Genomic DNA, 11,715 nt, shown 5'->3' on the forward strand with positions numbered 1-11,715 from the left:
TGTGCCCGGCCTCTATCTGATCGCAATCCTCGTCTCCGCCGCTGGCATCGCGACCATCGACGCGCGGTTCAAGCTGGCCGCCTGGCGTTCACCGTGGCGAGCCGCTGTCGCAGTCGCTCTCGGGGTCGTGTTCTTCCTGCTGTGGGACATCGTCGGCATCATGACGGGTGTCTTCCTCAAAGGCGACAGTCCGCTGTTCACAGGTATCGACGTCGGACCTGAACTGCCCCTGGAAGAGGTGTTCTTCCTCGCGTTCCTCAGCTACCTCTCGCTGGTGATCTGGGCTGCGGCGATGCGTGTGATCGAACGGCGAGCGTCACCACCACCGCCGCCCGCCGTCGGCTCGGACGATGTGCCCGCGTCGACAGAGGGGCAGAGTAGATGACATACCCATTGATCGTCGTGCCGTTCGTCGTCCTGACCATCGTCGTGACCCTGTCCACGCTGCGGCGACCGCGGTTCGCTCAGCGGATGGCAGCGTCTGCCGTCGCCTCCGTCGTCTTGTTGATCCTCACCGCGATCTTCGACAACGTCATGATCGGCGTGGGACTGATCGAGTACCCCCAGGAGCACTTGAGCGGTCTGATGATCGGGCTGGCTCCTCTGGAGGACTTCTCGTACTCGCTGTGCGCCGCATTCCTCCTACCCGCGATCTATACACTCCTGTCCCCACGACACGTCCGAGAGGCGTCTGTCTGATGCACGCTCAGGCTCTTCGACCCGGAAGCATAGTGAAACAGCTGGTCGTGGCATCCCGCCCCGTCAGCTGGATCAATACCGCGTACCCGTTCGCTGCGGCTTACCTGCTGACCACGCGTCAGATCGATCTCACGCTGATCATCGGCGCCCTCTTCTTCTTGATCCCGTACAACCTCGCGATGTACGGGATCAACGACGTCTTCGACTACGAGTCCGACCTGCGCAACCCGCGCAAAGGCGGCGCGCACGGTGCGATCCTCGACCGCCGCATGCACCGGATCACGCTCTGGGCCGCTGCTTTGTCGTGCGTGCCATTCGTGTTCTACCTCATCGCCGTGGGGTCACCGCTGTCGTGGCTCGTGCTGGCGATCAGCCTCTTCTTCGTCGTGTATTACAGCGCCCCACCGCTGCGGCTGAAGGAAGTTCCTTTCGCGGACTCCGTCACCAGCAGCATCCACTTCTTCTCCCCCGCCGTCTATGGCTTGGTCCTCGCAGGAGCGACGTGGACGTGGCAACTCGTCTTCGTCATCTTCGCTTTCGCACTGTGGGGCGTCGCCTCACACGCGTTCGGCGCGGTCCAGGACGTCCTGGCCGACCGCGAAGCGGGTATCTCCTCGATCGCGACCGCCCGCGGGGCACGCTGGACCGTCTGGTTCGCTCTCGTGTGCTACGCGGCGGCCGGCGCCGTCATGCTCTTCACGGACTGGCCGGGGCCTCTCGCGGCGATCGCCGTCATCGCCTACCTCGTCGCAGTCTGGCCGTTCCGCAACATCACCGACGACACCGCAGCCGATGCCACTCGGGGCTGGCGATGGTTCCTCTGGATAAACCAGATCACCGGGTTCGTCGTCACCCTGCTCCTCATCGGGTGGTGGGTGCTCACGGCGTGAATCCGTGAGCACCCACTCCGGTGGATGATTCTCGGTGGCTACTCTCCGCCGAGGGCGATGAGCCGCTCGACCGCGTCGGTCAGTGCCGCATCGGCTTCAGCGAAGGCGGTGAGGTCACCGGCACGTAGCGCCGTGTCACGAGCGATCATGGCAGCCTGCGCGTCTGCGAGCGCCTGCTCGAACTCGGTGCCGACGACGGGCGGATCGACCGGGTCGGTCGGGTCGACAGGGTCTGTCGGCTCGGGCGTGGGGTCAGTCGGCAATGGTTCGGGGTCGACCTCGCCGTCACCGGCGTTGGCGCCTGAGTCGCCGCCGAAGATCACGTCAAGGGCTTCGTCGAGCGTGTCTTCGAAGGCGATGTTGTCGCCGAAAGCCACCAGCACCTTTCGCAGGGTCGGCAACTGCGTGCCCTGCGATGCCTGGACGAACACCGGCTGCACATAGAGCAGACCGCCGCCCACCGGAAGCGTGAGCAGGTTGCCGTTGAGAACCTCGGACTGACCCTGTTGGAGGATGTTGATCTGCGACGAAACCGCCGTGTCAGAGTCGAAGCGGTTCTGCACCTGACCGGGGCCAGGAACCGTCGTCTCGGCCGAGATCTCGAGCATCCGCAACTTGCCGTAGTCCTCCGCCTTCGCTCCGTCGGCGCTACCGGCATTGGAGTCGACCGCGAGGTACCCCATGAGCACGTTGCGGCTCGCGGTTCCTGCTTCAGACGACGGAATGAACGTCGTGAACATCGAGTATGACGGCGAATCCTGACCGGGCATCTGCATCGTCAGGTAGTACGGCGGCTGCAGCCGCGCGTCGGTCTGCGGATCATTCGGGGTGGCCCAGGCGTTGTCACGCGCGAAGAATGCGCGTGCGTCATCGACGTGGTAAACGCCCAGCATCGCGCGCTGGATTTTGAACAGATCCGTCGGGTAACGAACGTGACTGATCAGTTCGCCCGACATCGCGCTGATCGGCTCGAGCGTCGAGGGATAGATCTTCTGCCAGGCCTGCAGCAGCGGATCCTCTTCATCCCACGCGTACAGAGTGACCGAGCCGTCGTAGGCGTCGACGGTCGCCTTGACCGAGTTGCGTACGTAGTTGATGTCATCGAGCGCGAACCGTGGCGCGGTGTTGTTCGCATCGGCGATCGCCCGCTGCAGGCTGACCGTGGTGGAGTACGGGTAGTTCGCGCTGAGCGTGTACCCGTCGATGATCCAGACGATTCGGTCATTCACGACGCTCGGGTACGGGTCGCTGTCGAGCGTGAGGTAGGGCGCTGCCTTCTGCACGCGAAGACTCGGGTCGCGATCGTAGAGAATCTGCGACTCTTCGTTCACCGCATCCGAGAACAGGATCTGCTCGGACTGAAACTTCAGCGCGTAAATCAGACGGTTGAAGACACTGCCGACGCTCGGGCCACCGTCACCGGTGAAGGTCGTGCTCGTCTGAGACTCGCCATCGGGTCCGAAGGGGTAGTCCAGCTCGACATCTTCGGCACCTTCCGGCGCTCCCACAATCGAGTACGGCGGCGAGGACTCACCGAAGTACACGCGGGGCTGGAAGTCTTCATTTGCCGAGAGGAAGCCTGTCGCGGGGATACCCCGCTCCAGGAACACCGGGTTGCCGTCATCGGTGCGCTCATTGCCGGCCGCGGCGACCATTCCGTATCCGTGCGTGTAAACGAGCGTGTTCGTCTGCCAGTTGGCTGCGGCTCCGAGCTGACTCACATTGAGCTCGCGCACCGACACGATCGTGTCTTGCGACTGCCCGTCGATTTCATAGCGGTCAACGTCGAGCGGCTCGGCGAACTGGTAGTACGCGCGGTACTGCTCGAGCTGGCGAACGGTCGGCCCGATGATGGCCGGATCCATGATGCGAATGGATGCTGTCGTCTCGGCGTCTTCGCGAAGCTGGCCTGCGGCGGCATCGGTCTCGGCGGTGAAGTCACTCTTCTCGAGACCGTCGATCCCGTAGGCGGACTTCGTCATCTCGAGGTTGCGGTCGTAGAACTCCTGCTCGAGGCCGAACTGGTTCGGTCGCACCTGGAACGTCGTGACCACCCACGGGTAGCCCACGCCGACAACGACAGCGGAGATGAGAAGGAGCGCAGTGGCCAGCAGCGGGTAGCGCCAGCGGCCGAAGATCGCGGTCACGAAGAACAGCAGCGCGACCACGATGGCAACAATCGCAAGGATTGTCAGGCCCGGGATGACGGCGTTCGCCTCGGTGTGTCCGGGACCGGTGATGCGGCCCAAAGCGCCAGGCTCGACCATCGTCTGATATCGATCGAGCCAGAGACTGACACCCTGAACGAGCAGGTATAGGCCGGCGAGAACCGCGAGCTGAATTCGAGCCGACTTCGAGATGCGCAGTTCACGCTGACCGATGCGAACCGCGCCGTACAGGTAAGAGACGAGCGCGGTCACCAGCAGGCAGACCAGCAGGACCGCCGAAACGAAGCCCACGAGCGAGGTGTAGAACGGCATGCCGAAGAGGTAGAAGCCCGTGTCCATGCCGAACTGGGGGTCGACGACATCGGTCTTCACGCCGTTGAACCACAGCCAAGTGGTCTCCCACTGGGCAGAAGCGGCGAAACCGGCGAAGAAGCCGAAGAACACCGGGATCCCCCACATTGCCAAGCGGCGCAGCGGTTCGACGACCTCTTGGTATCGGTCGAGCTGCGAGCTCAGCCTCGCGTAAACCGGGCGCAGACGATAGGCGAGCTGGATCGCTATCCACACCGGGATCGCCATCCCGAGGAATCCGATGACGAACATCGAGATGCGCGCCACCCACTGGGTGAGCAGGACGGAGTCGAATCCGAGCTGTTCGTACCAGAGCCAATCGGCAAAGAGGCTCGCGAAGACGAAGAACGCCACCACGAGGGCGGCGATGATCGCCAGCGAGATCCCTATGATGCGGCGGGAGCGAGAGGGCGTGGCCTGGTTCGGCGCTGAGGTCGTGGTCACCCATTCATCCTAAGCCGGGCATACCTGCGCTTACGCCGCGTCCGCGCTGGGCGAACCCCGAGAGTTAGGTCGAGCAGGTCGGCAACGCATCGAGGTCGCCATCCTCGCGGATGGCTTCGAGCACGGCCAGTGCGTCGTCCAGGGTTGCTACCGAGAAGACCCGCAGGTCGTCGGGGACGTACCCGACCACTTCATCGCAGTTCGCCTCGGGCGCGAGGAACCAGGCTGCGTTCTCCCGCACTGCTCCCCACATCTTTTGTCGGATCCCGCCGATCGGCCCGACCACGCCGGTGCCGTCGATCGTTCCGGTGCCGGCAATGATCTCGCCTCCGTTGAGCTGGTCCGGAGTCAGGACGTCCATGATTCCCAAAGCGAACATCATGCCCGCGCTCGGGCCGCCGACGTTGTTCAGTTGAATGGTCACGTCGATCGGAAACTCGTAGTCATGGAGAAGGGTGATCCCGAGGAGCAAAGTCGTCTCCCCGTCGATCTCGGTCTCTTTCGGAGTCACCGACACCGTCTGGGTCGTTCCGTCTCGATCGATCACCATCTCGATCGGTGCGCCATCGCCGGCGTTGACGATCTCGCGCAAGCCTGCAGCATCCGTCACCGGCGTTCCGTTGGCAGACACGATCACGTCGCCTTCTTCGAGGATGCCGGCGGCTGCAGAGTCATCGACGAACGAGTAGACCGTGACTCGGGGCACAACGTCGTAGCCCAGCTCGGTGAGGGCGGCCGCGGTGGCCTCTTTCTGCGAGTCGATCATGAGAGCGGCGCTCTCTTCATTGCGGTCTTCGGTGGTCTGGCCGTCGGGGAACACCGAATCGATCGGCACGACCGCGCGACTCGGATCGAACCATGCCGTCGCCAACTCGAACCACGAAGGGGTGCGTTCCCGGTTTCCGACGACCTGGACCGTCAACAGATCCAGAGCGCCATCGGTCTCGAACGTCTCGGCGCCCTCGACGGAGATGAGCGGAACCTCGGTGCCGTCCGCGGCTGTGGCCGCGCCGAGGGTGTTGTAGACCGGGCCGGGGCGTTGGATCACATAGGACGTCGGCAGGAACGAAATGACCAGCAGTACGACCATGGCAATCGTCAAGGCCCAGACTCCGGCGAGCATGCCGCGCGTCATCCGTCGCCTCGGTGCGGGCGTGACAGAGACGTTCTCGTCGAACAGCGCCACGTGTGGAACCTTCCTCTGCCTGGTCGTTCGCGACCGGCGTAAGGAGGTTCGGTGCCTGGCCGGGGATCGCGATGATCCGTGGGACTAGCGTAGATCCCACGGCCCAAACGAGGCTGAAAGGCGGCTGAAGTGGCAGACGATGACCGGAGCCCCGAAGAGGAGTTCCAGGAGCTTCTGAGACAGCTTATGAGCGGCGAAGGCGGCGGAATCGACGCTGAGCAACTCTCTAAGCTCACGGGAATGAACGTCGATCCGGCGCTCCTTGCGACAATGATGCAGAACCTTCAGGGCGCATTCACCGGCCCCGAAGCAGGCATCTCGTGGGATGCGGCTGAGCGCCAGGCCTTGCACATCGCAAACCAGGACGGCCTCGGTGTCACCCAGGGGCAGCGCACCGATCTCGACCAGGCGTTCGCTCTCGCGCGGCTCTGGCTCAGCGAAGCGACCACGATCTCGGAACTCCCCGACCTGCCGCAGGCGCTCACGCGGGGCGCCTGGGTCGAGGCGACTCTCCCCGTCTGGCAAGAGCTGGCGGCCCCCGTGGCGACCAGCATCGCCGATGCGATGACGACGGCGCTGAGCGAGCAGGCACCCGAAGACATGCAGGGCATGATCGCGGGGGCTGGCCGACTTATGCGGATGGTCGGCGGATCGCTCTTCGCCGCCCAACTCGGCAAAGTCGTGGGCGATCTCTCGAAAGAGGTCGTCAGCGGTGGCGACGTCGGCATCCCCCTCATGAGTGATGGTCAAGCCGCGATCCTTCCGCAGAACTTCGCGGACTTCGGGCGTGATCTCGAGATCCCCGATGACCAACTCGCGCTGTTCATCGCGACGCGCGAACTCGCCCACGCTCGTCTCTTCCGGCATGCCAAGTGGCTGCGGCTCGATGTCAGCTCGCAGGTCGCCGACTTCGCGCGCGGCGTTCACGTCGACACATCGGCGCTCGAAGACCTCGCTTCTCGGTTCGACCCCTCCGAGCCCGAAGAGCTTCGACGGGCGATCGAGAGCGGAGCTCTCCTCCCCCAGCGTTCCGAGGCCCAGAGCGCGGCTCTCGTGCGACTGGAGCACCTTTTGGCCACCATCGAAGGATGGGTAGACGTTGTCACCGCCGAGGCGACATCACGGTTGCCCTCGGCCGATCGCATTTCAGAGGCAGTCCGCCGTCGCCGCGCCGTGGGCGGACCGGCCGAGCGAGCCCTGGGCTCGCTCGTCGGGCTCGAACTGCGGCCGCGCCGGATGCGCGAAGCCGCGGCGATGTGGCGGGCCGTGACGGATGCTGTGGGCATCAGTGCGCGCGACGCGCTGTGGGACTACCCCGACCTCATGCCCACGCCAGCCGACATCGACGACCCCGCCGCGCTCGTTGCGCGGTTGGAGGCGCTCGCTCGTGGAGAAGAGCCGGTCCGCGACGAATTCGACGACGCTCTGGAGCGCCTGCTCGCGGGTGACGACCCCGATCCGATCGACGGGGAGGACACGCCGCCACAAGACGAGCCGGAAGACCCGCGGCCGGTCTAGCCGGGCGATTCATCCTCTCCTCCACAGGCGATCCAACCTGGGGATAGGACTCACGCGGGGTCGAACGCGCGGCATGCTCAGGACATGCTGCAACTCGACCCCGCACATCCCCCGCTCTGGCGCACGCCTTCGACCCTGCAGTTCGGCATCGACCCGGTCGCGGTCGTCGAAGATCCCGAGCCCTGGCAGCTTCGGCTGATCAGTGAACTTGCCACCGGCATTCCTGCTGCGGCCCTTGAGCCCGTCGCCTGCGCCTTCGGCGCACCCGAGAACGCCGCCACGCTGTTCCTCCGGGTCATCGCGCGTGCGCTCACCCGACGTCGTGTGCCGAACACGGGTCGCGTGAGCTTGCAGGTTCCGAGCGATATGGCGCGCAGCCTGGTGGACGCACTTTCCGATGCCGTGATGGGTTCAGGTCTCAGCGTGAGAGTCGAAACTTGGCATGGCGCGCCCGACGAGGCGGTGCCGGACGCCTCGTCCCCTGTCATCGTCGTTGCCCACCAGCTGGTCGAGCCGCGCCGGTCGGCCGCGCTGCTCTCGCGCGACATTGCCCACCTGCCGATCGTGTTCACCGCTGATCGCGTCGAAGTCGGACCCTTCGTCCAGCCCGGCAGCAGCGCGTGCCTGTCGTGTGTCGCTGCTCACCGAACGGATGACGACCCCGCGTGGCCGCTGTTGGCGGCCCAGTTGCTCGGCCGCCCACCCGCTCACGTTCACCCGGCCTGGGCCAGTGAAGCCGGCCTGGTGGCCGCGCGACTGCTCAACGACGCCGCGCTCCATCCGCTCCGGCAGGCGAACCACTCGGTGACGTTGCTCGCCCACTCGCTGCACCGCCGCGTGCGGTCGCACCGGCCGCACGCAGAGTGCCGCTGCCGATCTCTCGCAGGAATCGAGAAGGCAGGCGATCTCGCGGTCCTGCCGACCACGACAGCGCGAGCGTACGCCGTGCCCGCGTGATACCCACGTAGGCGAGTCGGCGCTCTTCGTCCACCGACTCGAAAGTCGTGGCATAGCTGATGGGCAACAGGCCTTCGGACACACCGGCAAGAAACACGTGGTCCCACTCGAGACCCTTCGCCGCGTGCAAAGTCGCGAGGGTCACCGTACGGCGAGCCGGTTCGTCCTGGCTTTTGGCGCGTGCCATGAGATCATCCGTGAATACCCTCAGCGTCGTCCCATCTGGCGCCTCCTCCGCGAGGCGCAGGAGAGCAGCCCTGGCCTCCCAGGCATCCCGCAACGCACCACCCGCCTGAGGCGGTTCGTCCGTCAGTCCGCGCGAGCGGAGGATGTCCCGCACGGTCGCGACGAAGGCGGTCTCGATGGGAGCCACCGTCGCCGCGCGCAGCTCCATGAGCGCCTGGCGCACCTCGGGAAGGTCGAAGAACCGCTTGCCACCCAGCACCGTCGACGCGATTCCGCGGGCTGAGAGTGCGGCCGCGATCACAGCCGACTGGGCATGGGAACGATACAGAATCGCGACGCCACGGGGGTCTTCACCGGCGAGAAGCAACGCATCGATGCGCTGGGCGATGCCCTGGGCCTCATCCGCCTCGTCGTCGTACGCAGTCACCGTGGGCGTGATCTCGGCCGAAGTGTCGTCCGCGTCGCCGCCGGGAGTCGATGCGGCGAGGAGGTGTAGCGCTCCAGGACGGCCGCGCATGAGTTCGTTCGCGACAGCGAGGACGGAAGCATCCGATCGGTAATTCGTCTCGAGGCGCACGACCTTCGCGTCCGGATGCCTGCTCTCGAACTCGAGCAGATATCGCGAGTCGGCACCCGCGAACGAGTAGATCGACTGGGATGCGTCGCCCACGACACACAGGTCGCGTCGATCACCGACCCACAGCTCGAGAAGCCGGTGTTGGAGCGGCGAGACGTCTTGGAACTCATCCACCGTGAAGTGACGGTACTGCTCGTGAACGGCACGTGCCACATGCGGCTCGGCTTCGAGCATTCCGGCGCAGGCCAGCAGCACATCTTCGAAGTCCAAGAGGCGCCGTTCGTCCTTGAGCTTCTCGTACGCGCGCTGCAGATCGGCGACACGTTCGACCGACAGGCGTCCGACGCCGCGCGGACGCTCACGCACGTACTGCTCGATGCTCCGGAGCGTCACTTTTCGCCACTCGATGTCGCTGGCGACGTCGCGCAGGGTCGCGGTATCGAGGTCGATGCCGAGACCATCGGACGCGTGCGCGAGCAAGCGGACCTTGTTGTCGGCGATCGCGGGCATCGTGTCACCGGCGAGTGTCGGCCAGAAGTAGTTGAGCTGCGCAAGGGCTGCCGCGTGGAATGTGCGTGCCGAGACCCCCTCGACCCCGAGCGCGCGAAGTCGACCACGCATTTCACCGGCGGCCTTGGATGTGAAGGTCACCGCCATCACGCGACCCGGCGAGTACGCACCGGTGTCGACGCCATGCGCGATGCGGTGCGTGATCACGCGCGTCTTACCCGTGCCTGCCCCTGCGAGTACGGCGACCGGTCCCCGAAGAGTGGCGGCGGCCTCGCGCTGATGCTCATCCAGCGCGGCGAGTGCCCGCTCGCTCACGCGGCACCCGTATGCCAGTCGACGATCAGCCGCCGCGAAATCGAGGCCGGGCCAGGCAAGAGGATGTCGCCCTCGCCCGCGAGTGCCGCGCCGATCTCGTCACGCGTGAACCAGCGCACGTACGCGATCTCGTCGCCGTCTGCCAAAGCGGCGGCATCATCAGCGGCGTTCGCGAGGAAGCCGACCATCAGAGATCGCGGATACGGCCACGCCTGTGAGCCGCGGTAGCGAACATCGACGACGTCGATGCCGCACTCTTCTTTCACCTCGCGGACGACAGCATCTTCGAGGGATTCCCCGGCCTCGGCGAACCCGGCGAAACACGAGAAGCGTTCGGCAGCCCATAAGACGTTGGAGCCGAGCAGGAGTCGGTCAGGATGCGTTCTGCTTCCGACCGCGACGATCACCGCCGGGTCGGTGCGCGGGAAGTGCTCACGCTTACAGCGGGGGCAACGCCGCGACCAGCCGGATGCGATGACGTCTGCGCGCTCGCCGCACGCGGGGCAGAACGGCGCATCACGCAACCAGCGGCCGAGGCTCAATGCCTCAGTGAAGGCCCCTGCCTCGGTGGCGCTCAGCGAACCGCCCACAGCACGAAGTCCCGCCCACCCGGCGGGAGCTTCGAAGAGGGGCTTGTCGTCCCCCTTCGCGGCACCGAAGACCGCCGCCAGTACCGCCGAACCCGCCGCGTCACGGCCGAGGAAGGCCCACTCGGCGTCGCTCGGTACCGCGCGTGGACTCACCCACTGCAAGGACTCTGCCGAGGCCAGCGGTGCCGCATCGCCGCGGAGGACCAGCACGAGGGTCGAGGCATCTGCCTTCGTTCGCGCGAGGAGATCCGGGTCGGCGCGCTCGTGCGCAGACCGATCGAGCGCGTCTACGGCCGTCCCGCGCGTGTCACCGGTTCCCGGCGCGGTCCTGGTCTCCGTCATCACGGGCCTCTCTGTCACGGGGAAACGGCACTCAGATGAGTGCGGCGGACGCTCGCATGGCGTGGCGCGGTCTCTCGCGCGCGCACCCGACCTACCCTGGGCACATGGCACGCTCACCCCTCACTTTAGCCGCGTCGGTCACCTCGGCTCTTCCCCGCGTCGGGGTGGTCGGAGTTGGTGCGCTCACCGAAGGCGCCGCCGGTCGTTACGACTCTGCGCTGGCTCATCTCGACGACGGGCGAGCAGTCGTGGTGCGCGTCCCGACCGAACCTGAAGCCGTTGTCGAACTCGCCGCCGAGGTGCGTGCGCTCCGCGCGTTGACCCCCGGCGTGCGAGGCCTACTCCCATTTCGAGCCCCCGAGCTTCTGGGGCAAGCAGGTCTCGTAGATGGACAGGCGGTCGTGGTCGATTTCTTGCCCGGCTACCGCGTCGACCCGGCACATCTGCCCGCGGGCCGGGGCGCTGCAACCTCGCTCGGTGCCGCGCTCGCCGCACTCCACGCGTTGCCAGTGTCGGTCGTGCGCGCCGAGGGTCTTCCGGCCCGCACGCCGCAGCAGGTGCGTGACGACGCCGCACGGATCATCGATCGGGCGGAAGCGACGAACGCTACTCCGACGTCGCTTCTCATCCGCTGGCGCCGCGCGCTCGCCGCGGACGACCTGTGGCAGTTCGAATCATCGGTCGTCCTGGGCGGTGCGGGCGCCGCCTCGTTCCTCTTCGAAGACGTGGCCGGTGTCCCCGAGGTGACCGGCCTGCTCGAGTGGCACGGATTGTCGATCGGCGACCCCGCCTCAGATCTGCAGTGGCTCGCCTCCGCCCCGCACGCCGCCAACGATGTGTACACGTCGTACGTCGCCCACAGCGGACGTGCTCCCGATGGTCGGGCCCGTGAACGCGCGCGGCTCTACGCAGAGCTCGAGTTCGCCCGCTGGCTCGTGCATGGCTACGAAGTCGGTCGCGACGACGTCGTTCAGGATGCCGC

8 protein-coding genes and 1 pseudogene are annotated in these 11,715 nt (G+C 66.0%); 5 read left to right on the top strand and 4 right to left on the bottom strand.

Features of this window, described 5'->3' with window-relative positions:
• The first annotated feature begins 1 nt into the window (after window position 1).
• The 3 genes from LG299_RS03565 to LG299_RS03575 are packed head-to-tail and all read left to right on the top strand — an operon-like array spanning window position 2 to window position 1,589.
• Window positions 2–385 carry a lycopene cyclase domain-containing protein gene (locus LG299_RS03565; RefSeq protein ID WP_404433586.1) on the top strand — a complete coding sequence of 128 codons (384 nt, stop codon included), beginning with the start codon at window positions 2–4 and terminating at the stop codon, window positions 383–385.
• On the top strand, window positions 382–699 hold the full coding sequence (locus tag LG299_RS03570) for a lycopene cyclase domain-containing protein (RefSeq protein WP_404433588.1): 318 nt from the start codon (window positions 382–384) through the stop codon (window positions 697–699). The genes LG299_RS03565 and LG299_RS03570 overlap by 4 nt, the downstream gene beginning before the upstream one ends.
• Window positions 699–1,589: a prenyltransferase gene (locus LG299_RS03575; protein WP_404433590.1), complete on the top strand. Its 891-nt coding sequence runs from the start codon at window positions 699–701 to the stop codon at window positions 1,587–1,589. Before LG299_RS03570 ends, LG299_RS03575 begins: the two co-directional genes overlap by 1 nt.
• Window positions 1,590–1,627: 38 nt before the next feature.
• Here LG299_RS03575 and LG299_RS03580 read toward each other — a convergent pair whose 3' ends face one another.
• Together LG299_RS03580 and LG299_RS03585 are read right to left on the bottom strand one after the other, a co-directional pair.
• Window positions 1,628–4,552, bottom strand: a complete 2,925-nt coding sequence (locus LG299_RS03580) for a UPF0182 family protein (RefSeq protein ID WP_404433592.1) — start codon at window positions 4,550–4,552, stop codon at window positions 1,628–1,630.
• 64 nt (window positions 4,553–4,616) lie between these two features.
• The gene (locus LG299_RS03585) at window positions 4,617–5,738 is read right to left on the bottom strand and encodes a PDZ domain-containing protein (RefSeq protein ID WP_404433594.1); all 1,122 of its coding nucleotides are present in this window, start codon (window positions 5,736–5,738) and stop codon (window positions 4,617–4,619) included.
• Between the two features lie 129 nt (window positions 5,739–5,867).
• Between LG299_RS03585 and LG299_RS03590 the strand changes: the two genes are divergently transcribed.
• A complete protein-coding gene (locus LG299_RS03590; RefSeq protein ID WP_404433596.1) occupies window positions 5,868–7,256 on the top strand; it encodes a zinc-dependent metalloprotease in 1,389 nt (462 codons plus the stop codon).
• A 760-nt stretch (window positions 7,257–8,016) separates the two neighbouring features.
• Here the strand turns inward: LG299_RS03590 and LG299_RS03595 are convergent.
• Together LG299_RS03595 and nudC are read right to left on the bottom strand one after the other, a co-directional pair.
• Entirely contained in the window at window positions 8,017–9,801 is a 1,785-nt protein-coding gene (locus LG299_RS03595; protein WP_404433598.1) for an ATP-dependent helicase, read from the bottom strand.
• The gene (gene nudC / locus LG299_RS03600; RefSeq protein ID WP_404433600.1) at window positions 9,798–10,733 is read right to left on the bottom strand and encodes an NAD(+) diphosphatase; all 936 of its coding nucleotides are present in this window, start codon (window positions 10,731–10,733) and stop codon (window positions 9,798–9,800) included. The genes LG299_RS03595 and nudC overlap by 4 nt, the downstream gene beginning before the upstream one ends.
• A 104-nt stretch (window positions 10,734–10,837) precedes the next feature.
• Between nudC and LG299_RS03605 the strand changes: the two are divergent.
• Window positions 10,838–11,563 (top strand): annotated as a pseudogene (locus LG299_RS03605) (phosphotransferase); the annotation flags it as partial.
• Window positions 11,564–11,715 lie beyond the last annotated feature (152 nt).

This window comes from Microbacterium lacus (assembly GCF_044794305.1).
In the GTDB taxonomy this organism is placed as follows: Bacteria; Actinomycetota; Actinomycetes; order Actinomycetales; family Microbacteriaceae; genus Microbacterium; species Microbacterium lacus_B.